The organism is Marinobacter sp. (assembly GCF_040904845.1).
Classification (GTDB): domain Bacteria; phylum Pseudomonadota; class Gammaproteobacteria; order Pseudomonadales; family Oleiphilaceae; genus Marinobacter.
The window spans coordinates 1-1,676 of sequence record NZ_JBBDSR010000025.1 but is presented as its reverse complement, the minus strand read 5'-3'; the positions used below and the strand labels follow the sequence as shown (position 1 = coordinate 1,676).

Here is a 1,676-nt window from a genome sequence, read left to right as displayed (position 1 = left end):
AGAGGATGACGGTGACCGGTTCGGTCGGGATCAATTCGGCCTCGCTGATGGCCTTCGCCTCGCCGCGTTCCACCAATGGCGAGCGGCGGTCATCGCCATAAGATTCGGCATCGGCGGTGAGTTCCTTTTTGATCAGGGTTTTCATGCGGGAAGCAGAACCCAAGGTCTGCTGCAGGGATTTGCGTTCTTCCCCAAGTTCCTTGAGATCGCCCTTGATCTGGATCTCCTCAAGTTTGGCCAGTTTGCGCAAACGCAGGTTCAGGATCGCCTCGGCCTGCAGGTCCGAGAGCTTGAACTGCTTCATCAACACGGCCTTGGGTTCATCCTCGTTGCGGATGATCCGGATCACCTCGTCGATATTGAGGTAGGCGATCATGAGGCCTTCGAGCAGGTGGATGTCGGCCTCGACCTTGTCGAGCCGGTATTGCAGGCGCCGGCGTACCGTTTCGGTACGGTATTGCAGCCATTCCTTGAGGATGTCGCGCAGGTTCTTCACGCGCGGGCGGCCATCCAGGCCGATCATGTTCAGATTAACCCGGTAGCTCTTTTCCAGATCGGTGGTCGCAAACAGATGTGACATCAGTTCTTCCGGGTTGACCCGGTTGGAACGCGGGATCAACACCAGGCGGGTCGGGTTCTCATGATCGGATTCATCCCGCAGATCTTCCAGCATGGGCAGTTTTTTTGCATTCATCTGCGCCGCGATCTGTTCAAGGATACGGTTGCCGGAACACTGATATGGCAAGGCGGTGATAATGATATTGTCCTCTTCCTTCTCCCAGATTGCCCGCAGCTTGATGGAGCCATTGCCGGTCTCGTACATCTGCAGGATCTCATTACGGGGAGTGATGATCTCGGCCGCGACCGGATAATCCGGTGCCTGGATATGTTCGCAAAGCTGGTTGACCGTCGCCTTCGGTTCGTCCAGCAAACGGATACAGGCAGTGGCGACTTCGCGCAGGTTGTGCGGCGGCACATCGGTGGCCATACCGACGGCAATGCCGGTGGTGCCGTTGAGGAGGATATTCGGCAACCGCGCCGGGAGGATTTTGGGTTCTTCCAGGGTCCCGTCGAAATTCGGTGACCAGTCCACCGTGCCCTGGGCGACTTCACCCAACAGCACATCGGCATACGGGCGCAGCTTGGCCTCGGTATAACGCATGGCGGCAAAGGACTTGGGATCATCCATGGAGCCCCAGTTGCCCTGCCCGTCCACCAGCGGATAACGGTAGCTAAAGTCCTGCGCCATCAGCACCATGGCCTCGTAACAGGCAGAATCGCCGTGGGGGTGGAACTTGCCGATGACATCACCGATGGTGCGCGCGGATTTCTTGTACTTGGCCCCGGCCTTGAGGCCGAGCTCGGACATGGCGTAGATGATCCGGCGTTGTACCGGTTTCAGGCCGTCGCCAATGTGCGGCAGGGCCCGGTCGAGGATGACGTACATGGAGTAATCCAGGTAGGCCTTCTCGGTAAATACCTGGATGGGCTGGGATTCGTTCTGTTCAAAATCAAGGGTAAGGTTTTGTGACATGGTTGATCTCGTTAATCTGGATGAAACGTATTTTCAAGGTCGCGATTGTCGCTGAAATGGGAGAAAATAAGAAGCCTTGATATTGTGAGGGGGGAGGTGTGAGGCGTGAGGACGATTTTTACTGGATACTGGCTATCCTGAT

The 1,676-nt window shown here is 56.7% G+C and carries 1 protein-coding gene; it reads right to left on the bottom strand.

Annotated elements, in window-relative coordinates:
* Nucleotides 1–1,534 (bottom strand): DNA topoisomerase IV subunit A (gene parC, locus WD429_RS02690; RefSeq protein WP_368420634.1); only part of this gene is annotated, 1,534 nt, incomplete at its 3' end.
* Nucleotides 1,535–1,676 lie beyond the last annotated feature (142 nt).